This is a genomic window from Rhizobacter sp. J219 (genome assembly GCF_024700055.1).
GTDB lineage: Bacteria > Pseudomonadota > Gammaproteobacteria > Burkholderiales > Burkholderiaceae_C > Rhizobacter.
Window position 1 is genome coordinate 1,242,505 of record NZ_JAJOND010000001.1, and the last position, 22,981, is coordinate 1,265,485.

19 protein-coding genes are annotated in these 22,981 nt (G+C 70.0%); 8 read left to right on the forward strand and 11 right to left on the reverse strand.

What is annotated here, in order from left to right; genetic code table 11:
• Positions 1 to 12 precede the first annotated feature (12 nt).
• A complete protein-coding gene (locus LRS03_RS05715) occupies positions 13 to 1,002 on the forward strand; it encodes a quinone oxidoreductase family protein (RefSeq protein ID WP_257824428.1) in 990 nt (329 codons plus the stop codon).
• A gap of 18 nt (positions 1,003 to 1,020) precedes the next feature.
• Here LRS03_RS05715 and LRS03_RS05720 read toward each other — a convergent pair whose 3' ends face one another.
• Genes LRS03_RS05720 through LRS03_RS05730 form a run of 3 tightly spaced genes read right to left on the reverse strand, consistent with a single transcriptional unit; the run spans position 1,021 to position 4,031 of the window.
• The gene (locus LRS03_RS05720; RefSeq protein ID WP_257824429.1) at positions 1,021 to 2,526 is read right to left on the reverse strand and encodes a tripartite tricarboxylate transporter permease; all 1,506 of its coding nucleotides are present in this window, start codon (positions 2,524 to 2,526) and stop codon (positions 1,021 to 1,023) included.
• A gap of 18 nt (positions 2,527 to 2,544) precedes the next feature.
• Positions 2,545 to 3,075, reverse strand: a complete 531-nt coding sequence (locus LRS03_RS05725; RefSeq protein ID WP_257824430.1) for a tripartite tricarboxylate transporter TctB family protein — start codon at positions 3,073 to 3,075, stop codon at positions 2,545 to 2,547.
• Positions 3,072 to 4,031, reverse strand: a complete 960-nt coding sequence (locus LRS03_RS05730; RefSeq protein WP_257824431.1) for a Bug family tripartite tricarboxylate transporter substrate binding protein — start codon at positions 4,029 to 4,031, stop codon at positions 3,072 to 3,074. Before LRS03_RS05730 ends, LRS03_RS05725 begins: the two co-directional genes overlap by 4 nt.
• Before the next feature lie 195 nt (positions 4,032 to 4,226).
• On the opposite strand from LRS03_RS05730, the gene LRS03_RS05735 reads away from it, so the two are divergent.
• Complete coding sequence (locus LRS03_RS05735) at positions 4,227 to 5,207, forward strand: Bug family tripartite tricarboxylate transporter substrate binding protein (RefSeq protein ID WP_257824432.1); 981 nt, start codon at positions 4,227 to 4,229, stop codon at positions 5,205 to 5,207.
• On the opposite strand, the gene LRS03_RS05740 is transcribed toward LRS03_RS05735, so the two are convergent.
• Positions 5,179 to 6,804, reverse strand: a complete 1,626-nt coding sequence (locus LRS03_RS05740; protein WP_257824433.1) for a methyl-accepting chemotaxis protein — start codon at positions 6,802 to 6,804, stop codon at positions 5,179 to 5,181. The two genes, LRS03_RS05735 and LRS03_RS05740, sit on opposite strands and share 29 nt — an antisense overlap.
• Positions 6,805 to 6,826: 22 nt before the next feature.
• The gene (locus LRS03_RS05745; protein WP_257824434.1) at positions 6,827 to 7,852 is read right to left on the reverse strand and encodes a porin; all 1,026 of its coding nucleotides are present in this window, start codon (positions 7,850 to 7,852) and stop codon (positions 6,827 to 6,829) included.
• A gap of 126 nt (positions 7,853 to 7,978) precedes the next feature.
• Between LRS03_RS05745 and LRS03_RS05750 the strand changes: the two genes are divergently transcribed.
• Together LRS03_RS05750 and LRS03_RS05755 are read left to right on the forward strand one after the other, a co-directional pair.
• The gene (locus tag LRS03_RS05750) at positions 7,979 to 8,668 is read left to right on the forward strand and encodes a response regulator transcription factor (RefSeq protein WP_257824435.1); all 690 of its coding nucleotides are present in this window, start codon (positions 7,979 to 7,981) and stop codon (positions 8,666 to 8,668) included.
• Positions 8,665 to 10,083, forward strand: coding sequence for a sensor histidine kinase (locus LRS03_RS05755; RefSeq protein ID WP_257824436.1), 1,419 nt, complete (start codon positions 8,665 to 8,667; stop codon positions 10,081 to 10,083). The genes LRS03_RS05750 and LRS03_RS05755 overlap by 4 nt, the downstream gene beginning before the upstream one ends.
• 173 nt (positions 10,084 to 10,256) lie before the next feature.
• On the opposite strand, the gene LRS03_RS05760 is transcribed toward LRS03_RS05755, so the two are convergent.
• Positions 10,257 to 10,874 (reverse strand): TetR/AcrR family transcriptional regulator, encoded by a 618-nt coding sequence (locus tag LRS03_RS05760; protein ID WP_257824437.1) that lies wholly within the window; start codon positions 10,872 to 10,874, stop codon positions 10,257 to 10,259.
• Positions 10,875 to 10,953: 79 nt separating this feature from the next.
• On the reverse strand, positions 10,954 to 11,739 hold the full coding sequence (locus tag LRS03_RS05765; protein WP_257824438.1) for a class I SAM-dependent methyltransferase: 786 nt from the start codon (positions 11,737 to 11,739) through the stop codon (positions 10,954 to 10,956).
• 66 nt (positions 11,740 to 11,805) lie between these two features.
• Between LRS03_RS05765 and LRS03_RS05770 the strand changes: the two genes are divergently transcribed.
• Positions 11,806 to 12,870, forward strand: coding sequence for an AI-2E family transporter (locus LRS03_RS05770; protein WP_257824439.1), 1,065 nt, complete (start codon positions 11,806 to 11,808; stop codon positions 12,868 to 12,870).
• A gap of 30 nt (positions 12,871 to 12,900) precedes the next feature.
• On the opposite strand, the gene LRS03_RS05775 is transcribed toward LRS03_RS05770, so the two are convergent.
• A complete protein-coding gene (locus tag LRS03_RS05775) occupies positions 12,901 to 13,395 on the reverse strand; it encodes a cupin domain-containing protein (RefSeq protein ID WP_257824440.1) in 495 nt (164 codons plus the stop codon).
• A gap of 242 nt (positions 13,396 to 13,637) precedes the next feature.
• Here LRS03_RS05775 and LRS03_RS05780 point away from each other — a divergent pair, with 242 nt between their 5' ends.
• Positions 13,638 to 14,642: a hypothetical protein gene (locus LRS03_RS05780; protein ID WP_257824441.1), complete on the forward strand. Its 1,005-nt coding sequence runs from the start codon at positions 13,638 to 13,640 to the stop codon at positions 14,640 to 14,642.
• Positions 14,643 to 14,678: 36 nt separating this feature from the next.
• On the opposite strand, the gene LRS03_RS05785 is transcribed toward LRS03_RS05780, so the two are convergent.
• The 3 genes from LRS03_RS05785 to LRS03_RS05795 are packed head-to-tail and all read right to left on the reverse strand — an operon-like array spanning position 14,679 to position 18,828.
• Entirely contained in the window at positions 14,679 to 15,626 is a 948-nt protein-coding gene (locus LRS03_RS05785; protein WP_257824442.1) for a HupE/UreJ family protein, read from the reverse strand.
• Positions 15,623 to 16,444 (reverse strand): peptidylprolyl isomerase, encoded by an 822-nt coding sequence (locus LRS03_RS05790; protein WP_257824443.1) that lies wholly within the window; start codon positions 16,442 to 16,444, stop codon positions 15,623 to 15,625. Before LRS03_RS05790 ends, LRS03_RS05785 begins: the two co-directional genes overlap by 4 nt.
• A complete protein-coding gene (locus LRS03_RS05795) occupies positions 16,444 to 18,828 on the reverse strand; it encodes a hypothetical protein (RefSeq protein ID WP_257824444.1) in 2,385 nt (794 codons plus the stop codon). The genes LRS03_RS05790 and LRS03_RS05795 overlap by 1 nt, the downstream gene beginning before the upstream one ends.
• 261 nt (positions 18,829 to 19,089) lie before the next feature.
• Here LRS03_RS05795 and LRS03_RS05800 point away from each other — a divergent pair, with 261 nt between their 5' ends.
• The gene (locus tag LRS03_RS05800) at positions 19,090 to 19,716 is read left to right on the forward strand and encodes a 2OG-Fe(II) oxygenase family protein (RefSeq protein ID WP_257824445.1); all 627 of its coding nucleotides are present in this window, start codon (positions 19,090 to 19,092) and stop codon (positions 19,714 to 19,716) included.
• Entirely contained in the window at positions 19,661 to 22,981 is a 3,321-nt protein-coding gene (locus LRS03_RS05805; RefSeq protein ID WP_257824446.1) for a fused MFS/spermidine synthase, read from the forward strand. Before LRS03_RS05800 ends, LRS03_RS05805 begins: the two co-directional genes overlap by 56 nt.

Genomic DNA, 22,981 nt, shown 5'->3' on the forward strand with positions numbered 1-22,981 from the left:
ATACAACGCGCGATGAGCACGCTGCTGCGTCCTGCTGTCCTCGCCCACCGGCACGGCGGCCCCGAAGTGCTGGAGTACACCGACATCGAGGTGCCGCCGCCCGGCCCGGGCGAGTTGCGCATTGTTCAGCACGCCATCGGCCTCAACTACGCGGATGTCTACCAACGCCAGGGCGCACACGGGCCGCATGGCACCACCCAATTTCCGGTCGTATTGGGCTCGCAGGGGGCGGGCGTGGTCGAGGCGGTGGGTGCGGGGGTGCAAGGCTTCGAGGTCGGCCATGCCGTGGCCTACGTGCACCCGGGCGCGTATGCGGCCATGCGCTGCGTGCCGGCCAGCCGCACGCTGCTGCTGCCGGCGGGCCTGACGCTTGAAACCGCCGCCGCCACCCTGCTGCGAGGCATGACGGCCGAGTACCTCCTGCACCGCCTCTACGCCGTGCAGCATGGCGACCGGGTGCTGGTGCACGCCGCCGCCGGCGGCATGGGCACCCTCCTGTGCGCCTGGGCGCGGGCGCTGGGTGCCGAGGTGATCGGCACCGTGGGTTCCGAGGCCAAGCGCGAGGTCGCGCTCGCGCACGGATGCCACCACGTGATCGACTACCGTCGCGAGAACTTCGTCGAGCGCGTGCGCGAGATCACCCACGGCGCCGGCGTGGCCGTGGTCTACGACGCGGTCGGCAAAGACGTGTTCCTGCCCTCGCTCGACTGCCTGCAGACCCGCGGCATGGCGATCAACTTCGGCACCGCCTCGGGTGACGTCGAGGCCTTCGACCTGCAGCGGCTGCATGCCAAGTCGCTCACCGTGTGCCGCCCCACCCTGCGCAGCTTCATCGCCACGCGCGAAGAGCTGCAGCACTCGGCCTCGGTCTTCGCCGCCGCCGTGCGCAAGGGCGCCGTCGAGGCCGAGGTCAGCCGCCGCTATGCGCTGCGCGAGGTGCAGCAGGCCCACCGCGAACTCGAAAGCCGGCTGACCACCGGCGCCGCGATCCTCGTGCCGTGAACCGGTGGGGGCCGGCCCTCAGGCCGGCCGCACCGCGGCCGCCCGCCGCGCAAGCAGGCTCATCAGCCGCGGCAACACCAGCACCGCCACCACGCACGCCAGAAGCGCCACTGAGATCGGCCGCTGCAGGAAGACCGACCAGTGCCCTTCGCCGATCGACAGGGCATTGCGCATCTGCGCTTCTGCCAGCGGCCCGAGGATCATGCCGACGATCACCGGCGCGGTGGGAAAGTCGAAGCGCCGCATCAGCACCCCCAGCAGGCCGATGCCGAACATCAGCACCAGGTCGAAGGCGCTCTGCCGCATGCCGTAGACGCCGACCGTCGCGAAGATGAGGATGCCGGCATACAGCTGCGGGCGCGGGATCTTCAGGAGCTTCACCCACAGGCCGACCAGCGGCAGGTTGAGCACCAGCAGCATCACGTTGCCGATGTAGAGCGACGCGATCAGCGCCCACACCAGCGCCGATGAATTCTGGAAGAGCTGCGGCCCGACCTGGATGCCGTAGTTCTGCAAGGCACTCAGCAGGATGGCGGCCGTCACCGAGGTCGGAATGCCGAGCGTCAGCAGCGGCACGAGCGTGGCCGTGACGGCGGCGTTGTTGGCCGCCTCGGGGCCGGCCACACCTTCGATCGCACCGGTCGTGCCGAACTCGGCCTGGTCCTTCGAGAGCTTGCGCTCGGTGGCATAGCTGAGGAAGGTGGGGATCTCCGAGCCGCCCGCCGGCACCACGCCGAACGGGAAGCCGATCGCCGTGCCACGCAGCCACGCCGGCCATGAGCGGCGCCACTCGCGGCGCGTCATGTGGACGCGGTTCATGCGGTTGAGCGAAGGTTGCGAGCGCCCCTCGTAGAGCACGGTGTAGAGCGCCTCGCCGACGGCGAAGAGGCCCACGGCCACCAGCACGACCTCGATGCCGTCGAGGAATTCGGGCACCCCCGCGGTGTAGCGCACCTGGCCGGTGATCTGGTCGAGCCCCACCAGGCCGAAGGCCAGGCCGAGGAAGAGCGCGGTCATGCCGCGCAGCGCACTCTTGCCGAGCACCGCGCCCACCGTGGTGAAGGCCAGCAGCATCAGGCAGAAGTACTCGGGCGGCCCGAGCTTCACGCCGAAGTCGGCCATCACCGGGGCGAAGAGCGTGACCATCACGGTGGCCAGCGTGCCCGCCACGAAGGAGCCGATCGCCGCCGTGGCGAGCGCCGCACCGGCGCGGCCGCTCTTGGCCATCTTGAAGCCTTCGAGCGCGGTCACCATGGTGCCCGTCTCGCCCGGCGTGTTGAGCAGGATCGAGGTGGTCGAGCCGCCATACATCGCGCCGTAGTAGATGCCGGCGAAGAAGATCATCGACGCCGTCGGCTCGACCTGGGTCGTGATCGGCAGCAGCATCGCCACCGTCACCGCCGGGCCGAGCCCCGGCAGCACGCCGATCGCAGTGCCGAGTGCGCAGCCCACGAAGGCCCACAAGAGATTGATCGGTGTGCCGGCGGAGGCGAATCCGCCGAGCAGCTGCTCCCAAATGCCCATATACAACTCAGTCGTGTTTCAGATGACGCCGCCAGCGGTCAGCGCAGGAAGGTTGATGCCCAGCAGGAAGCGGAAGAGCCAGTACACCGGCGCCGCGATGGCCAGGCCGGTGGCGACATCGACGAGCGTCTGGCGCAGCGTGCCGGCCGGTTTGCCTTCGGCCTGGCGCAGCCCGCGAACGGCCAGCGCGAAGCACAGCGGGCAGGCCGCCACGAAGCCGAGCGGCTTGATGAGCGCGGCAACGGCCAGCAGGCCGGCCGCCACCCACGCAAAGGCCCGCCAGTCACCGACACTCGCGCCCGAGGGCTCCTCGAAATCGCGGTAGCCGCCCTGCCGTGCGTGCCACACGAGCAGGCCGCCGCATAGCAGGAGCACGCACGCCACGAGCCACGGCAGAAAGTCGGGCCCGACGCCGGCGTAGCCCGCAAAGCTCGGGATGGCCCAGGCCCCGGCGCCCACCCCGCCCGCGAGCAGGATGACGCCGACTCCGATCAGCACCTGCTGGTCGCCCCGCCTGCGCATCCAACGCATCGACACGGCCGCGCTCACACCATGCCCGCCTTGACCATGGTGGCGCGCAGGCTCGCGAAGTCGCGCTCGACGAAGGCTTCGAACTCCGCGCCCGTCAGCACCGCCGGTGTCCAGCCGTTCTTCACGACCGACTCGGCCCAGGCCTTGGAGCGCGTCGCCTTCACGACCATCTCGATCAGCGCCTTGCGCTGCTCCGGCGTGATGCCGGGCGCGCCGTAGACGCCTCGCCAGTTGCCGATCTCCACGTTGATGCCCTGCTCCTTCAGCGTGGGCACCGCGATGCCCTTGATGCGCTCCGGCGCGGTGATGCCCACCGCGCGCATCTTGCCGGCGTCGATGTACTGCTGGAACTCGCTGTAGCCGCTTCCGCCGATGGTGACGTTGCCCCCGAGGATCGCCGCGACCGCCTCGCCGCCGCCGCGGAAGGGCACGTAGTTGAGCTTGACCGGGTCGACCCCGGCCTCGCGGGCAATCATGGCCGCCGCGATGTGCTCGGTGGCGCCGCGCGAGCCGCCGCCCCACTTCACGCTGCCCGGGTCGCGCTTCATCTGCTCGACCACGTCTTTCATGGTCTTGAGCGGCGATTCGGCCGGCAGCACGAAGACGTTGTATTCGGTGGTGAGCCGCGCCAGCGGCGTGGCCTGCGTGATCGACACCGGCGGCTTGCCGGTGATGATGCCGCCCAGCATCACCGCGCCCATCACCATCAGCGCGTTCGGGTCGCCCTTGCTCGCGTTGACGAACTGCGCCAGGCCCAACGCGCCGGCCGCGCCGCCCTTGTTTTCATAGGCCACGGTGGCGGCCACGCCGGCGTCCTGCAGGGCACGGCCGAGGGCGCGGCCGGTCAGGTCCCAGCCACCGCCAGGGTTGGCGGGAATCATCAGCTTGAGGTTCGTGCTGGCCTGGGCCAGCGTGGGCAGCGCACCCGCGGCCGCCATCGCAACGATCGATTTCAGGAAGGTGTCTCGGCGCATGTCTCGCCTCCAAAAGAAGTGTGAGACCGCATGGTCGGCAGCGGATCTGTCAAACCGCTTTCATCCGCACTGGGGGTAACGCTAGGAGTCCGGGGCTCCCATCCGCCTCACGGGTATTCCCCGGGCGCGCTGACAGCCATCTGACAGGCCGGTTTCCGAGACTGGTTTTGCACAGGTGGTGCGAAGGAGAGCGAGATGCTGAATCGACGTGCGTGTCTCATCGCGGCCGCGAGCGGCCTGGGCCTGGCCGTGCCGGGTGTGTCGGCCCAGGTGGCGCGGCCGCCGGGCGGGCCGATGCTGCAGAAACTCAGGATCTACATCCCCGCCGGTGCCGGCGGCGGGTGGGACCAGACCGGGCGCCAACTCGGCGCGGCGATGCAGGCCGCGGGGCTGGTGTCGAGCGTGAGCTACGAGAACAAGGGCGGCAAGGGCGGCACCCTCGGCCTCGCCGACTTCGTGCAGCGCTACCGCGCAGACCCGCAGGCCTTGCTGGTGGGCGGCCTGGTGATGGTGGGGGCACTCGCGATGGAGCGCTCCGAAGCGCTGAAGCAGCTCGCGCCAGTCGCACGCCTCACCAGCGACTTCATGGTGCTGTGCACCCTCTTCGACGACCGCATCCCGAGCCTGCAGGACCTGAGCGCCAAGCTCACCGCCGATGTGGCGAGCGTCACCTTCACCGGCGGCTCGGCCGGCGGCGTCGACCACATGCTCGCCGCCATGCTGCTGCGCTCGCTCAAGCTCGACACCTCGAAGCTGAAATACAAGCCGACCTCCAGCGGCAACGAAGCGGTGAAGCTGCTCGAATCGGGCCAGGCGAGCGTGGCGATCTCCGGCTACAGCGAGTTCAAGCGCAGCATCGAGACCCGCGCGCTCCGCCCGTTGGCGGTGTCGGCGCGCAAGGCGCTCTTCGGCATTCCTTCGCTGCGCGAGCAAGGCGTGCAGACCGAACTGGCCAACTGGCGCGCGGTGTTCGCCTCGAACGGCATCACCGAGGCCCAGAAGGCGCTGCTCCAGAAGCTGGTCACCGCGACCACCGAGACACCGCACTGGAAGCATGCGCTGCTCGACAACAACTGGGTCGGCTCACCCCTGTCGGGCGCGGCGTTCGAGAACTTCCTTCAGTTCGAGGAAGGCATCGCCACCGTCATCACACAGCTGCTGAAGCTGAAGACCTGAGCGCCGGCTCGGCGGGCACCTCGCCCTCGGCCTGCGCGGGCTCGCCCTGCCCCGCCTGCAGCTTGAAGACCGACACCGCGGCCACGAGTTGCTGCGCGCGGTGCGTCAACTGCTCGGCCGCCGAGGCCGACTGCTGGACCAGCGCGGCGTTGTGCTGCGTGGCCTCGTCCATGCGCTGCACCGAGGCGCTGACCCGCTCCAGCTCGCCGCTCTGCGTGCCGCTGGCCGCGCTGATCTCGTCGGCCTTCTGGGCCACCGCGTCGATCGCGGCCACCACCTCGCGCATCGTGGCGCCGGCGCGGTCGACGAGTGCACTGCCATGCTCGACGCTGCGCACACTCGACCCGATGAGGTCGCTGATCTCTTTGGCCGCCTGCGCGCTGCGCTGGGCGAGCGTGCGCACCTCTTCGGCCACCACCGCGAAGCCCCGACCCTGCTCGCCTGCGCGTGCGGCTTCCACCGCCGCATTGAGCGCCAGCAGGTTGGTCTGGAAGGCGATCCCGTCGATGACACCGGTGATGTGGGCCACGCGGCGCGCTTCGTCGTGGATGCCATTCATGGTCTCGACGACTTCGGCGAACGCCGCGCCGCCCTGCCGCGCGACCTTAGCCGCATCGGCGGCGAGCTGGCTCGACGCCCCAGCGCTCTGCGCGTTGTGTCGCACCGCACCCGAGAGCTGCTCCATCGATGCGGCAGTCTGCTGCAGCGCGGCCGTCTGCTGCTCGGCGCGCAGGCTGAGGTGACCGCTGCCCGAGGCGATCTGCGCCGCCGCACTGGCCACGCTTTCGGCGTGCGATCGCACGTCGCCCACGATGACGGCCAGTCGCTGCTGCATCTCGCCGAGAGCGGCCATGAGGCTCCCACGGTCGCCGGCCTGCAGCGGCAGCGATTGCGAGAGGTCGCCGCCGGCGATGGTGGTCGCGGCGCGCTTGGCGTCGAGCGGGTCGCCGCCCAGCGTGTGCAGCAGGCTGCGGCTGATCCACAGCGCGATGCACACGCCGATGGCGGCGGTAACCACCATGAAGATCACGCTCAGGAGCGTCGCGCGGGCGCCGCCGCGGTCGGCCGCCTGCGAGGCGCGGCGGCTGTCGTCGGCGAGTGCGGTCGATGCCGCCTGCAGCAGCCGGATCGATTCGTCGTCGAGCCCGCGCACCAGTGCGTCGCCGGCCATGGGGTCGTAGTTCGAGGCGGTAAACGCGTCGAAGGCCCGGCGGTAGCCCTGGCCCATCCGCCCGTGCGCGACGATGAACGCACGCACCGGCTCGACCGCCCGCGGGTCGGCCATCGTGGCGGCCAGGCGCTGCGCCGCGGCGGCGACGTCGCGTTCGCGCTGCTGGAAGGCCGCCCAGTGCGCCTCGCGCGCCTTGGCATCGGCGCCGTTGAGCAGGGTGCTCATCCAGTCCTGCTTCTGCATGCGGAAGGCGAGCTCGAGTTCGCGCGCAGCGCGCTCGCTGGCGAAGCTCGCCCCCACCGAGACCTCATACGTGCGCAAGGACTGGTTGAGCCCCCAGATGCCGTACATCGCCGCGGCCAGCATCAGCACGAGGATGCCGGCAAAGGCGAGCGGCAGCTTGAACGAGAGTCGCAGCGGCTTCACGTTGCGCCGGGCGGCCAGCGGCTCAGAAGGCGTGCCGCAGGCCGAGTTGGAAGCCGTTCGACGACTCGCCGCGCAGCGGGCTGTTGAAGCCGAGGTTCGAGCCGGTCGCAGCCGTGCCGCCGTTCGACACCGAGGTGAGATTGGCGTACACGAAGGTGCGCTTGGACAGGTCGTACTTGCCCTGCAGGGTGAAGATCGTTGCGTCGTCGTCGGCCGTGGAACCGGTGGCGTCGGTCACCTGCGCGGCGCCGATGGCGCCGGTGAAGGCGCCGACCGGCACCAGCACGTTGCCCCCGAGGATGCGCTTGCGCTCCGCGGCCAGGCCCTGCACGTGGGCGTAGGCATTGAAGCGCAGCGCGCCGAAGTCGTAGCCGCCGACCAGCATGCCCGCGCGGCGGCGCTGGTCGCCGGCCGCGGTGCCGTCGACGTCGATGATGTTGATGAAGGCGAAGCCCCCGATCACACGCCCGCTCTTGTAGACACCGCCCACGCTGTACGACTTGTTGGAATTGCGGCTCGCGTCGGTGGTGGCGCGTTCGTCGCCCAGGCTGTACTGGACCTGCACCACGAGCCCGGCGAGCGAGGGCGTGAGGTAGGTGATGGTGTTGTCGAGACGGTCGTTGTTTTCCACGCCGACGGCACGCGCCACGTTGAGCACGTCGTAGGTCTTGGTGCCCACGAGCGCGGCCACGTCGTCGAAGGGCGAGTACTGGCGGCCGAGGCGGATGTCGCCCATCGGGCTCGACAGCCCGACGAAGGCCTGGCGCCCGAACGCACGGCCGCCCTGGCCAAGCTGGCCGTTGTCGATGGTGTAGCCCTGCTCGAGCTGGAAGAAGGCGCTCAGGCCGCCGCCGAGGTTTTCGGTGCCCCGCAGGCCCCAGCGCGAGCCGTTCCATTGCCCGGACGACAGGCGCCTGAGGCTGGTCGCCCCCTTGATGCGCTCGACCGCTGCATCGGCAATGCCGTACAGCGTGACCGACGAGGTCTGTGCGCTGGCCAGCTCTGCGAGGCAGGCGCAGGCGGCAAAAGCGATCAGGTGTTTTTTCATGATGTTCCTTCGTTGGGAGATGAGGCTGTGCGCCGTTGAGAGCCGTGGGGCTGATGAACGGGATGCTCGGGATCGAGGCTGTCAAATGGCTGTCAACGCCGCTAGGGCAAGTGCTAATGTGGCGCCATGAAGCTGCTTCTCATCGAAGACCAACTCGAGATCCAGACCACGCTCGAACGTGCGTTCAAGCGTCAGCACATCCACGTCACGATCTGCGGCGACGGTGCTCGCGCACTCGACCGCTGGCAGGCGAGCGTGCCCGACGTGGTGGTGCTCGACCTCACGCTGCCGGGCCTCGACGGGCTGGAGGTGCTCGCGCAAGCGCGCAAGGCCGGGCTCAAGACGCCCGTGCTGGTGCTCACCGCACGCGGCACGATCGGCGACCGCATCCTCGGCCTCGATACCGGCGCCGACGACTACCTGCCCAAGCCCTTCGACCTCGACGAACTCGAAGCCCGTGTGCGCGCCCTCGCCCGCCGCGCCGGCACGCCTTCCTCGTCTGCGGCCTCGCCGGCCGAAGGCGCGCCGCCCTTCCACGGCCTGAGCTGCGACGACGCGAGCGCCGCGGTCTACTTCCGCGGCGCGCCGCTCGACCTCACGCCGCGTGAGTCGGCGCTGCTGCGTGCCCTGCTGGCTCGCCCCGGCCACGCCGTCTCGAAGGAGCGGCTGTTCGAAGTGGTGTTCGCAGGCGAGCCCGACGTGCAATACGGCGCCATCGAAGTCATCGTCTACCGCCTGCGCAAGCGGCTGGTCGACACCGGCATGCAGGTCGTCAACCTGCGAGGGCTCGGCTACCTGCTCAAACCCGTGCCATGAAGAAGCTCTCGCTGCGCATGCAGCTGTTGATCGGCATCCTGCTGCCGCTCGTGGCGCTGATTGCGGTGAACACCGTGAGCCTGTACCTGCAGGCCTCCGGTTCGGCCCACATGGCCTACGACCGCACGCTGCTCGCGTCGGCCAAGCTGATCGGCGAATTCCTCTCGGTCGACGGCAGTGGCGCCGAGGCCCGGCTCCAGGCCGACGTGCCCTACGCCGCGCTCGAAGCCTTCGAGGCCGACCAGCGCAGCCGCATGGTCTACAAGGTCAGCGGCTTCTCGTCGGAACTGGTCTCGGGCTTCGACGAGCTGAAGACCTGGCAGGGCCCGCTGCCCGACGGCACGCCGTACAACGCGCTGGTGCATTTCTACGACGACACCTTCCGCGGCGAGGCGGTGCGGGTGGCGGTGCTGCTGCAGCCCGTGTCGTCGACGACGGCGCTGGGCATGGCCACCATCCAGGTCGCCGAGACACTCGAGCTGCGCGAGGCGCTGGCGCGGCGCATCCTGCTGTCCACGCTGTGGCGGCAGCTGGTGCTGGTCGGCATCATCGCGCTCGTGGTGGTGATCGTCGTCGAGCGGGCGACGAAGCCGATCCGCCGCGTCAGCTCAGACATCGTGCGCCGCACGGAGAACGACCTCACGCCGATCGCCGCGCACGACGCCACGCCCGAGCTGCTCCCGCTGCTCGACGCGACCAACCAGATGATGGGCCGCATGCAGCACCTGCTCGACCACCAGAAGCGCTTCGTGCGAGACACCTCGCACCAGCTGCGCACGCCGCTCGCGGTGCTCAAGGTGCAGGTGCAGTCGGCGCTGCGCGGCGACGTGGAGCCGGTGCAGGCGCTGCGCGAGATCAACCAGACGGTGGAGCGCGCCACCGTGCTCGCCAACCAGATGCTCGCCATAGCCAAGGCCGAGCAGCTGCGGCTGCAGGACCCGCGCGACGCCCCGGTGGTCGACTGGTCGGAGATCGTGCGTGCGGTCGCGCTTGACCTGTCGGCGCTCATCGGCGAGCGCCACCTCGATTTCGAGATCGAGACGCAGCCGGCGCCGATCCGCTCGCATGAATGGGCGCTGCGCGAACTCACCCGCAACCTGCTGCACAACGCCGCCAAGTACACGCCGGCCGAAGGCGTGCTGCGCGTGCGGCTGCACGCCGACGGCCGCCACGCGGCGCTCGTCATCAGCGATTCCGGGCCCGGCATTTCGCCGGAGCTGCGCACCAAGCTCTTCCAGCCGTTCGCCGCCGGCAGCGTCAACGGCGGCTCGGGGCTGGGGCTTGCGATCTGCCGCGAGATCGTCGACGTGCTCGGGGGCAGCATCGCGCTGGAGAACCGCTACGCCGCAGGCCGCATCGTCGGCCTGGACACGACCGTGAGACTCGCGCTGCACGAAAACCCTCCACCGGCGTGAGGCCGGTGGGGCTTGCGTTGTGGCGCGCCGCGCCTATACTGTTGTTTCATACAGTATTCGGAGCAGCCCCATGAACGCTCAACTTCGACAGAACTACCGCCCCGCCCGGCGGGTGCCCGCCTGGCTGGTGCAGCTGTGGCGCTGGCTCTGAGCCTGGCGCAGCACCCGGCCCCTCAGGCCGCCAGCATGCGCCGGATCGTCGCCACGATCTCGGCGCGCAGCTTGGTCTTCTGCACCTTGTCGTCGAGCAAGGCCTGCGCCGCCACGCCGCGCAGCATGCCCAGGATCATCACCGCCTGAGCTTCGGGGTCGAGGTCCTTGCGCATCTCGCCGCGCTCGATGCCCGCGCGGATCTGGTGGGCGAAGTACTTGCGCGAGGTGGCGGTGAAGCTGCGCATGTCTTCGAGCAGGCTGCCACCACCGACGATGGCCTCGGTGAGCATCACGTTGACCGCCCGCGAGATGGGGCTGCTGCCCGACAGGTACAGCTCCACGTTGGCGATGAGCGCCTCGAACCCCGGCGCGGGGTGCGTCTGCTGTTCGGCATCGATGAAACGCTGGCGCAGAGACTGCGCCACGACGCGGATGAACGCCTCGCGGCTGCCGTAGTGGTGCGACACCAGCCCCCGGCTGTAGCCCGCCATCTCGCCCACTTCGCTGAGCGTGAGGCCGCTCACCCCCTTGCGCCCGATCAGCTCGACGGCGCTGTCGAGCAGGCGTTGTTCGGCGTCTTGTTTGCGTTCTGTCTGGGTGCGGCGTCTTGGCGACGGAGCGGGCGTGCGCGGGGGCATGAGGAAAGCCGGAGTCTTGTTCTGATGGGCAGGAAGAATAACCGCAGGCCCCTTGCGCGCCGCGCTCAGCGCACTGCATTCAGCCTTCGGCGTGCGCCACCACCAGCTTGAGTGAACCTTCGAAATGCGGCTGCCGGCGCAGGTGGCCGTGGCGGCGGTCCCAGACGCCGCTGTCGAGGTCGCGTTGGAGTGTGGTGACGAAGCGCTGCACCACCTCGTCCGAGACGAAGCTCCAGGCCGAACATGCCTGGCGCGCGCCGGCGTCGAGCAGCCGCTCCGGGCGGCCGTAGTAGGCCTCGCCGAAGCCATCGCTGCACATCAGCGGGATCGGCACCGGCTGCACCTCGACCCGACCGCCGAGCAGCGCTGCGATCTCGTCGATGCGCGGGTAGCGGCGCGCTTCGACCTCGATCGCCTCGGGCGCGTAGTCCTGCAGCCAGAAGCGGTCGAGCTCATCGGGCGCGCAGCTCATCACCACGACCGGGCCGCGCGTCACCCGTCGCATCTCGCGCAGCCCGGCGCCGAGGTCGGCCCATTGGTGAACGGTGAAGGTGGCCATCGCGGCGTCGAAACTGCGGTCAGCAAACGGCAGCGACTCCGCCTGCGCGTCGACGGCCGCGGGCCACTGCGGCGGGCGTTGCGCGCGCATCGAAGCCGATGGCTCGACCGCGGTCACCGCCAGGTCGCGCGGCTCGTACGAGCCCGCGCCCGCGCCGACGTTGAGCACCGTCTTCGCGTCGCCCAGCGCACGCCGGATCAACGCGGCAATCTGCGGCTCCGGCTGTCGATACTGCGCGTAACCGCCACCGATGCGGCCGTAGTTCGCATCGCCTGCGCTGCCGTCCCCATGCCGCGTGGTCGCCATCCGTGCCTCCTGTGAGGCAGCCATCTTATGCACGGCCGTGGGAACGCTGATTGCCCAGCGAGGGCGATGCAGACAGAAGACCTCCAAAGAAAAGCATTCGTCACCCTGCTGGTCACCGTCTCGGTGGCGTTTCTCTGGGTGATCTTTCCGATGTTCGGCGCGGTGCTGTGGGGTGTCACCTTCGCCATCCTCTTCACGCCGCTGCACAACCGGCTGCAGCGCAGCCTGCGGTTCAGGCCGACCTGGGCGGCGGCGCTGACCACGCTGCTCGTGTTGCTGCTGGTGGTGCTGCCGGCGGTGCTGGTGTCGGGCATGGTGGTGCAGGAGGCGAGCACGCTGATCGAGAAGCTGCGCTCGGGAGAGATCGACCTCGCCGCCTACTACCGGCGGCTGATGGGCGCCCTGCCCGCCTGGGCCACGCGGCTCATCGAAGGTGCCGGTCTGGCCGACCTGTCGAGCGTGCAGGACCGGCTCAAGGAAAGCGCCGCCGGCGGCTCGCAGCCCATCGCACGGCGTCTGTGGGTCATGGGCCAGGGCACGCTCGATTTCGCCGTCAACTTCTTCGTGATGGTGTACCTGCTCTTCTTCCTGTTGCGCGACGGCCCGCGGCTGATGCAGCGCATCCGGCGCGCCACGCCACTCGACCCGGCCGTGCAGGCGCGCCTGGCTAGGAACTTCAGCGCCGTCGTGCGCTCCACGGTCAAGGGCAACATCCTCGTCGCGCTGCTGCAGGGGGCGCTCGGCGGCGTGGCGCTGCTGGTGCTGGGCATTCCAGGCGCCGTGCTGTGGGCGGTGGTGATGGCCTTCCTCTCGCTGCTGCCGGCGGTGGGCGCCGCGATGGTGTGGGGGCCGATCGCCATCTACCTGCTCTCGATGGGCCAGGTGGCGCAGGGCCTGGGCCTGGTCGCCTACGGCACGCTTGTGATCGGCCTCGTCGACAACCTGCTGCGCCCCATTCTCGTGGGCAAGGAGACGCGCATGCCCGACTGGGTGGTGCTCATCTCCACCATCGGCGGCATGTCTCTCTTCGGCATCAACGGCTTCGTGATCGGCCCGGTGGTGGCTGCGCTCTTCATCGCGGTGTGGGACCTGGCAACCGACGATTCGAGCGGCCGCGCCGCGCCGGGTTGAGCGACGCCCGGCGCCGTGAGCGCCCGCGGTTCACTTTTTGCGAGGCACCAGGTCGACCACCCACAGTTCGGCGCCTTCCGTGGTGCTCGGGTTGCGGAACCAATGCACGACGTCGGATGTTTCGGTCCAGAACTCTCCGACCTTCAGCGTGCGTGACGCGCTGCCCCGGTACTCGATCACCGTGCCGGAGACCACTCGCACGATTCCCGGGCGCCCTGCGTGAGGATGATTGTTGATGGCGCCACCGGGCGCGACCTTCACAAGACGGGCCCGCAGGTCGTAGTCGACTGCAGCACCGGGCAGTTGGTGCGGCACGAGATCCACCAGCGCAACCGGCTCGCCCGTACCGCTGATGCCCACGGCTTTTTCCGGCGCCGTTTCGGTTGCGGACGCCGCCGCAGACACAAGCAGTGCCAATGCGGCCATCGAGAAAACACCGGGGCGGCTAACAGACGAGATGTGGGGCACGAGTTTCTCCAGGAGTGGCAGGAAGCCGATCTTTTTCTCCGTGCGGCTGCGCTGCAAGCGCCCTTTCCCGTACGTGGAAGCGCGGGGGCTGACTGCGGTTTTCCACTCAGCTTCCACCATCGCGCTCGAAACTCACGGGAAAACGTGTACGCGTTCCTGCGGCGGCGGGCCTGTGTTGGTGCAGATGCGCCGTCGAGGCCGGCACGACAAGATTTGCACGGCCGCCGACACCCGCCGAAGACCTCTTGCAGCCTCAACATCTCAAAGACCTTCCAGCCCTGGCACCCTATGCGGTGGCAGTGGCGGCCCTGCTGACGGGCTGCGGCGGATCAGGCGAGTCCGCGGCCGAGGCCAACCCGGCGCCTGCGCCGCCGCCGCAGTCTTCCCCCTACAGCGTTGCCACCGCGGCCGCGCAGTTGCCTGCGCCAGGCGTTCGGTTGCCGGCCTCGCCTTTGCCGACTTCGACGCACACGGTCCGCAACGCAGCTGAACTCGCCGCCGCCCTGGTGAACGGCAGCCGGCGCATCGTGTGCGTTCCGGGTTCGCTGTTCGACCAACCCGTTTCGGTGCGGGTGAGCGACATCGTTCTCGACATGGCAGGTTGCACCATCGACGACTCCGTTGGCGCCCGAATCCTCACCGTCGGTGCAGATCGTGTCCAGGTCAACGGCGGCAGCTGGAACGGTGGCTTTGCCATCGGTGCCCACAGCGATATCCACATCAACCACGCGAGTTTCACGGGCGTCAATCCAGCCGGATCGCTCAACGAGGTGATGCACGCCCACCGCGTGCTGATTGAACGATCAAGCCTGGTCCAGCGGTCGAACAACGTCGTCCTGTGGTCGCAACAGGCCACCGACCTGGTGATCGCCAACAGCCGCGTCGTGCAGGAAACGGCGGGCCTGCAAGCCACCATTCGCACCCACGGGGCGAAAGTGGTGGTGATGGACAGCTACGTGGCCAATCCGACCCACCACACCCTGAGAGCGCATGCGGATGGGGCAATGGCGTCGCCGTACGTCGTCTGGACGCGCAACGTGCTGGTGGGCGGGCGGATCCAGGCATGGGGCGGCGATGGCGACCCGCTGCAGGTCACACAGCTTTGGGTGACGGGGAACACGGCGCACTGGAATGCCACCGGGTTCCACGTCAGCCATCCTTCGGTGACGACAGCCGTTCTGAGCGGCAACCGCGTCTACGACAGCACCGGAGCGTTCACATGGCCCACCGGCCCCGGGTGGACAGTGGAAAACAACCACGCAGGCCCGTATGCGGCGCCAGCACCTTGGAACCACGCGCCTTGACTCGAAGCGGGCACGGTCAGCCGTGGCCGCGCTCTCTCAGGCCACGATCGCCACGATGCGCCCGATCGACCAGTACGCCGCGATGGCGCCCATCGCATAGAGCAGAAGCGGCCGCAGGCGCTGCACGGCAGGCCAGCGGGCCAGCAGCCGATGCAGCGCGTAAGCCACCAGCACCACCAGCAGTTGCCCCAACTCGACACCCGCGTTGAAGGTCACAAGCGCGAGCGCGAGGTGATGCTCCGGCAGGCCGATCTGCTGCAGAGCGCCCGCGAAGCCGAGCCCATGCACCAGGCCGAAGAGGAAGGCCACCATCGCCGGCCAGCGGCGCGACAGCGTCTGCTCCTTGTGCATCGCCTCGCCCGCCACCAGCATGATCGAGAGCGCAATCGTCGCCTCCACCGGCGGCGGGCTGAGCACCAGCCAGCCGAGCGTGCTGAGCGCGAGCGTCACGCTGTGCGCGAGCGTGAAGGCGGTGATGGTCCACACCAGGCGGCGGTTGAAGCCCACCAGGAACAGGAGCCCGAGCACGAAGAGCAGGTGGTCGAAGCCGGCCAGGATGTGCTCCACCCCGAGCACGCCATAGGCCCACAGCACCTCGGTGGCACCACGCCGGTCGTCGGCTGCGCCGTAGACCGGCACCGACGACTGCGCGGCCGTCAGCGTGTAGACCCGCAACTGCCCGTCGAGCCAGTACACCTTCACGAGCACCGCCGAGAAACGCTTGCCCACGCCCTCGATGCCCAGCTGACCCTGCAGGCCCTGGGGGCCGCAGCGCAGCACGCCGTCGGCCTCCTGGCAACCCTCGGGCCACACCACCCGCAGGCCGCTCTCCCCCGGCCGGTTGCCGGCCGTCCATTGCCAGAGGAATTCGCTGGCGTTCGCCTGTCGCAACTCCATCTCGGCCATGCTGATCTCGTGCGCCCCGCTGGTGCCGGCGCCCAGGCACAGCAGCAGCACCAGCCAGACGCGCCACACGAACCTCATGGGCTACCCGCCTCGACCACCACGGTGTACTTCTTCGCGAGCGAACGCACGGCTGCGCTGCGCTGCTCGGCCATCACGGCGTCGGTCCAGTCCTGCAGCACCACGTTGCGCAAGGCGTCGAACGATGCCGGCCTGGCTGCAGCGATCGCGTCGACACGCACCACCTTCCAGCCATCGCCATGGTGCAGCGCCTGCCACGCGCCCGCAGGCAGCGCCTGCAGCGCCTGCGCGAACTCGGGCCCGTAGCTCTGCACGATGGTCGGCAGCGGCCGTGCCTTGAAGACATGCAGGCCGGCCTTCTCGTCCGAGGGCGTGCCGGCGTTGAGCGCAGACGCGAACGCGGCGGCGGCGGCCTGCGACGCATCGCCGGCGAGCGCCGCTTCCTGGAAGTCGACCCGCGCCGGCTCGTCGTACTTCACCCGGTTCTTCTCGAACCACGGCTTCAGCACCGCATCGTCGGGCGCCGGCCGCTGCAGCCCGGCGTTCACCATCGACAAGGCCTTGAAGATCACCCGGTCGCGGATGGCCTTGTCGCCCTTGTCCATCTGCAGCGCCAGGCCCTCGCGGTAGAGCACCTCGTTGTCGAGCCACACGCGGCGCAGCGCGTACAGCTCGTCAGCGTTGGGCTCACGGCCGCGCGCCTCGCGGAAGACCTTGATCGCCTCCTGGTCGACCGCCTGATCGACCACGATCGTGCGGGCCTCGTCGGGCGCGCCGTTGACGGCGCGGTCCACCGCGAAGAGCACCGCGCCGAGCACGATGAAGTGCAGCAGCGGCTCGCGCCACCACCGCACCCCCGCCGACGTCGACGAGGTCATCACTTGGAAGCGGTCACCTGGCCAGACACCGGCGTGCCACCCATCACCTCGACGAAGATCGGGTTGCTGTAGAACCACAGGTCCGACCAGGCCGCCACGTCGAAGGCCACCATGCGCTGGCCGTTGACGGTGGGCAGGTGGTTCGGGCAGCCGTCGATCTTGGGCTGGCCCACGCCGGTGTAGAGCGTGCCGTTCTCAGGCACGTTCTGGCCGACCGTCTTGCAGGGGATGCGCAGCATCGCGAACTCGGGGAACTCGATCGCGCTGCTGTTCTTCGCGTTGATGGCGCCGGAGTTGGTCCACAGGTCCGACAGCGGGTTGCCCGCCACGTCGGTCTCGAAGGGCACAGCCGGCGGCAGGTTGGTGCCGCGCAGGCGCACGTACTGCGACGACTGCACGCCACGGATGCGGAAGCTCATGGTCTTGAACTCACGCTCATGCCGCGGGCTGTTCCAGTTGGCCTGGGTGAAGGTCTTCACGACGGCCGCCGTCTCGTTCTTCGCCGCAGCCGGCACGCCGGCGAGCGAGCGCAGTTGCTGCGGGTTGGCCATGTCGACCCAGTCGTCGGGCCACGCACCGGCGTAGTCGGGCGCGCCCGGCGTCTTGTAGCCGGTCACTCGGCCGCGGATCACGTCGATGTGGTCGAGCACCGGCTCGTCGATCAGCTGGGTGATGCCCACCTGCTGCAGCGAGGGGTTGGGGAAGCTGTAGGGCGCGTAGTTCTTGCCCTTCGGGTCACGCACGGCAATGGCCACGACCACATCGGAGCCCGGCTTCACGACGAGCTTCTCGCCCATGGTGGCGCAGTTGGGCAGGCCCTTGTCGTCGGTGTTGTGGGCGGCAGCCTTGAGCGCCAGCGCCTCCACCGCAGCTTCGCCGAGGGCTTCGAGGCCACGGCCGCTGGCGTGCGCCACGCGCGGCGGCACGGCGCAGGCCACGAAGGCCAGGCGGTCGATCAGCTGGCCGGCCGACACCCACGTGTTGCCGGTGCGCAGGCCGTCGACCACCATCTGCGGCGTGAGGTGGCGCACGTCGGTCTTGCCGTGCTTCACGAGCGTGTAGTTGCGCTGGTATTCGCCGGGCCAGAAGTCGTTGTCGCTGCGGCGGTCGTCGGCGCCGAAGGCGCCGCGCGAGTGCCAGTCGGAACTGGCGAAGAACCACCAGTTGCGGCCTTCGCCGAGCAGCGCGTCCCACACGCCGCCGACCTGCGCGGCGTAGACGCCGGTGCCGCCGAAGGTGGTGCCGCCCACCGAGTCGTAGCGCACGCCGCCGATGTTGTTGCGGCGCAGGTTGTACTCGCCGCGGCGGTCGGAGGCGCCGTGGCCGGGCTGGCTCTCGAAGCCGAAGGCCACGCGCGGGCCGGCGTTGTTGAAGTTGCGCAGGTGCTCGACGTTGAAGCCGTTGTTGCCGGCCGGGTTGAACGGGCCGGCGCGCTCGAGGTGGGCCGGCACGTAGTAGCTGCCTTCGGGGTGCTTGGCGGCCATCCACTTGATCGACTCGACCGTCTTCGCATGGCCCAGGTCGCCAGAGGCGCCATTGAGCTTGGCGGCGGCCACGTTCCAGTCGGGGCTGGCGCTGTTGGGGCTGCCGGGCACCGAGCACTCCCAGTTGTTGCCCACGCCGGTGTTGACGTTGCCCGGCTGCGTGGTCACATTGCCGCGGCTGGTGTCGCTGTTGCCGCGGTCGAAGCAGTACTGCCACTGGGCCAGCGCGTTGGCGTTGCCGAGCGGCGTATAGCCGGCGGTCTTGGGCAACTTCTGCTTGTAGATGGCCGACGGCATCTGGCCGGTGATCACCGCCATCGAGGTGTGCTCATGGCCGGCGACGACCGACTCCACGCCCATGAAGAGCGGCTCGTTGCGGTAGGCGGCCAGGTACTCGAGCAGCGGGTACTGGTAGGTCTGGATGGCTTCCCAGCGCCACATGTTCTGGTTGGCGCCCGAGCCCGACAGGTCGCCCTTGGGCGTGACGGCCGGGTTGGTATTGCGCCAGGTGGTGGTCGGGCCCTGCAGCGTGGTGCCGTCGGCGGCGTAGACCAGCGGGTAGGCGGGTGTGGCGAGGCTCGCGTCCTCGGCCAGCGTGCAGTTGCGGTTGCCGGTGCCGCCGTGTCCGGCCTGCACGAACCAGTCGAGGCCCCAGGGTGTGGCTTCGGTGCGGTCCATCGACTTCTTCACCTTCTTCTGCAGCGACGTGGCGCCGTCGGAGCAGGTGCTGTGGTTGTGGAAGTCGCCGGCGAGGTAGGTGCCCGATTTGCGGTCGGCGTGGTGGCGGTCGTGACGGTCGGGGCCGTTGGCGCCCGCGCTGAGCGGGGCGGTCATCATCGTCGCGGCGCCGAGCGCGGCGACGGCCAAGGCGATCTGGCGCTGCTTGAATTGGAGGCTCATCGAGGTTCCCGGAAGAGGTTGTGACGTCGGAGGTTTCTTGTGGAGGCACACGACGCCTGCAGACCGCACAGTGAGTCGTTGGCGGGCATGCTAGGAAGGGCGCGTGTCGGTGGCGTGACAAATGCACACACCCGCGCAATCCCGAACAGCTCAACGCTCGGGCTCACCCGCGCGTGACACGCCCACATGAAACGACGATGACGGCACCCACCCCCGGTCGGGATTAGGCGGCGGCGCCTCGCGGCACGAAACAATCCGCCGATGCGCGACGAAGTCTTCGGCCTCTTCCCCATTCCGCTGTTGCGCTCGCAAGGCGTGTTGCCGACGGCGCTCGTGCGCGGCCTGGTCGAACACTTCTCGTCGCGCGCCGATCTGGACAACAGCTCGTCGCCGCAGCTCAGCCACACCGCGCTGCTGAGCCCGGCCGACAGCCCGCTGCTCGTCACCGTGGCCGAGCTGCTGACGCCGAAGCTCGCCGAATTCGGCGGCCTGCTCTTCGGTGAGGCCCTCGGCTGGTCGATCAAGGAGATGTGGGTCAACCTGCTCGACACCGGCGGCCGCCAGGCGATGCACAACCACGCCAACAGCTTCATCTCGGGCGTGCTCTACCTCACCCCCACCCACCCCGACTCGCGCACCGTCTTCATGAAGTCGCCGGGCGGCACCGAGTTCTCGTTCAAGAACGATCACGCGGGTGTCACGACCGGACCGTACAACGCCGAGAAGTGGATCAGTCCCCAGCCCGATCCGGGCGACCTGGTGCTGTTCCCGAGCTTCCTCATGCATGCCGTGCCGCCCAACGCAGGCGAGCGGCGCATCACCCTCGCCTTCAATGCCATCCCCACCCACCTCGATTCCTGGGGCTACCGCGTCCGCTTCGGCGGCTGACACGCGCATCACCGCGGCGCTTGCGCTGATGGTGGCCTCGGGCTTCGCCGGCCTGGGCTACCAGATCGTGTGGACGCAGCAGGCCACCGTCTGGCTCGGGCACGAATCGAGCGCGGTGCTCGCCGTCATCGGCGCCTTCTTCGCGGGCCTTGCGATCGGTGCAGCCACGCTCGGGCGCATGGCCGAGACGAGCGCGCGGCCCGGGCACTGGTACGCGCTGTGCGAAGCGGTGATCGGCGTGTGGGGCCTGGTGCTCGTGGCCGGCATGCCGTGGGCGGGCCGCGCGCTGCTCGCGTTGACCGGGCCCGACCCCTCGGCCACCTGGCAGGCCCTGGTGGCCTTCGGCGGCACCTTCGTGCTGCTCTTGCCGGCCACCGCCGCCATGGGCGCCACCTTGCCGGCGCTCGAGCGCGCCTTGGCGCAGCCCTCGCGTGCCCCGGGTGGGCTCGCGCTGCTCTACGCGGGCAACACCTTCGGGGCGGTGCTGGGCGTGCTGGCGGCCGCCTTCTGGCTGGTGCCGACGCATGGCTTGTCGGCCACGGCCACCACGTGCGCCGCGCTCAACCTCCTCTGCGCGGTGGCGAGTGCATGGCTGTGGCGGCATGACCACTGCCCCGCGCGTGCGCCCTCACCGCTGCACACGCGTGAGGGCTGGCCGCTGCTGGCCGCGACCGGCCTGCTCGGCATCGGCTACGAGGTGCTGGTGGTGCGCGTGCTGCGGCAGGTGTCGGAGAACACCGTCTACACCTTCGCGATGCTGCTCGCGGTCTACCTCGTGGGCACGGCCGTCGGTGCCGCCGCCTACCAGCGCTGGCGCTGCCGGCAGCCGGAGGCCGAGGCGACCGGAGCGCTGCTGTGCGGCCTGGCCTTCGCGTGCCTGCTCGGCACCACCAGCCTGTGGGGCGCCGGGGCGCTCAAGGCCGGCGTGCTCGGTGCGAGCGGCGGCGGCATGGCCGCAGCGCTCGCGGGCGAAGCCGTGCTCGCACTGGTCGCCTTCGGACTGCCGACCGTGCTGATGGGCGCCCTTTTCAGCCACCTCGCCACGCAGGCCGTCGCGCAAGGGGGAAGCTTCGGGCGCGCCCTCGCGGTCAACACGCTCGGCGCGGCCTTTGCACCGCTGCTGTTCGGCGTGCTGCTGGCGCCGGCGCTCGGGCCCAAGCTCTCGCTGCTCGCGGTGTCGGCAGGCTATGCGGCGCTTGCCTTGCGCGGCCGGCGCGTGGCACTGCCCATCACCCTGGGCGCGGTGACGGCGGCCGCCGCGCTGCTCGCCCCGCCGCTCGCCTTCGTCGACGTGCCGGAAGGCGGGCACATCCTCAGCTACCAAGACGGCGCGCTCGGTGCGGTGAGCGTGGTCGAAGACGCCAGCGGCGTGGCCCGCCTGCGCATCGACAACCGCCAGCAGGAAGGCAGCAGCGCGACTGCCTACGCCGACGCGCGGCAGGCGTTGATCCCGCTGCTGCTGCACCCGGCGCCGCGCGAGGCGCTCTTTCTCGGCCTGGGCACGGGCGTGACGGCGCGGGCCGCCACGCTCGACGCGGGCCTGCGCGTGCAGGCGGTGGAGCTCGTGCCCGAGGTCATCGACGCCTCTGCGCTTTTTGCCGAGACCCTGCCCGGCGCGCGACCGACCCATCTGCAGATCACCCGGGCCGACGCACGCCGCCATGTGCGCACCACGCCACGACGCTACGACCTGATCGTCTCCGACAACTTCCACCCCGCGCGCAGCGGGTCGGCCTCGCTCTACACGGTGGAGCACTTCCGCGCGGTGCGCGAGCGTCTCGCGCCGGGTGGGCTTTTCTGCCAGTGGCTGCCGCTGCACCAGCTCGACCTCGCCACCTTGCGCAGCATCGTGGCCGCCTTCATCGAAGCCGAGCCGCAGGCCTTTGCCGTGCTCGCCACGCTCAGCTTGGAGACCCCGACCCTCGGCCTGTTGATGCGCGAAGGTGGCCTGCGCGTCGAGGCCGATGTCGTCCGCCAGCGTCTGCGATCGGCCGCGCTGCCGGGGCCGCCCGCGCAGTGGGGCCTGGGCGACGAATACGCACTGCTTGGCAGCCTGGTCGCCGGGCCGCGCGCGCTCGGCCGCTTCGCGGCCGGCGCCGAGCCCAATCGCGACGACCACCCCATCGTGGCCTACCGCGCCCCGCGCGTCACCTACGCGCCCGACTCGCGACCGCGCGACCGGCTGCTCGCCTTGCTGGCCGAGCTGTCGCTGCACCCCGACGAGCTTCTGGCCCCGAATGACGCCGCGACTGCGCAGCGCCTCTCGGCCTACTGGCAGGCACGCGATCGTTTCCTGCGGGCCGGTCGCGACGTGATGCCGACGCGCGATGTGCAACAGATGCTCGCCCAGGTGCGCGAACCGCTGCTCGACGTGCTGCGCCTGAGCCCCGACTTCACGCCGGCCGCCGAGCCGCTGCGGCAGATGGCCGCGGCGCTCGCCCCGCTCGATGTGGCCGGCGCCCGCGGCCTGCGCGAAGAGCTCCGCACGCCTGGAGGCCCAGCGATGAGCGCGATGGAGATGCAGGCCGCGGCGCAGGCCGAAGCCGACCGCTTCTATGGCGACGCGCCGGTGGTGCCGTGGCAACCCGGCATGGGCGAGCGAGACGGCGAGCCCGCACCCTCACGCTGGCCCTGGGCCCTCGGCGTGGCGGTGCTGGCGGGCCTCGTCATCGCCGCCGGTTTCGGATGGCGGGGCTACGTCGACGACCTCACCACCGCCGTGCCCCACGGCGATCCCGGCGCCGAGGTGGCGCACGAAATCGCATCCGCCACCGGCGACCCGGCTGACGACCTCATCGACGAACCCGCGCCCGCCCCCCGGCCGGCGGTGGCCGCGCTGCCGCTGGGCAGCACGCAATTCGCCGTCACGCGCCACCGCCGCGAGTGGCGCATCGAGGCCCACGGCGCGTCGCGGCTGCTGGTCGCGCAAAAGCTGGCCGAGGCCACGGGCTCCACGCTGCGCGGCGACGTGGCGCTGCTCGCCGGCACACGCCCGCTCGACCTCCAATGGCAGGGCCGTGGCGCCCTGCAGGCCTGGCAGGCGGTGCTCGGGCAGGAGCTGAGTTTCCTCACGCAATGCAGTGCGGCACGCTGCCGGGTGTGGGTGCTGCAGGCCGGAACCGGGCAAGACATCGCCCTCCATCTGCCGCCGCCGCGCGTGGTCATCCCGTTGCCCACGTCCGACGTGATCGCCGCGAGCACGGCACCCCCCACCGCCCCACCGAGCGACAGCGCCGACCCTCGCGTCGCCGCCCACCACGACTGA